The organism is Clostridium sp. AF27-2AA (genome assembly GCF_003478505.1).
Taxonomy (GTDB): domain Bacteria; phylum Bacillota; class Clostridia; order Lachnospirales; family Lachnospiraceae; genus Brotaphodocola.
The window spans coordinates 1-291 of record NZ_QUFI01000066.1 but is presented as its reverse complement, the minus strand read 5'-3'; positions in this window follow the sequence as shown (position 1 = coordinate 291).

Below are 291 nucleotides of genomic sequence, written 5' to 3'. Positions count from 1 at the left end.
CCTCCTACACTTCCAAAGTCGCCCAAGAGGAAGTAAGCTCCACTATATTCTTGGCAGAATATACGCACGAATATATCCGCTTGACAGAAGTGCTACCACTATACTATAATATGTGTAGTGGATATATTGCAAGTTCCCTAAAGTGTTACCACTTTAGAACTTGTGAGGGTGGCAAGCCCCCCTTCAATCCCCCTTTTGCCCGAGCCGGAAGGCTCATAATGATGATGGCAGCACTGAAGAAAGAGAGGTCAACGCATGAAAAAAGAAATGGATAAAATTCAGTTTGAGTAC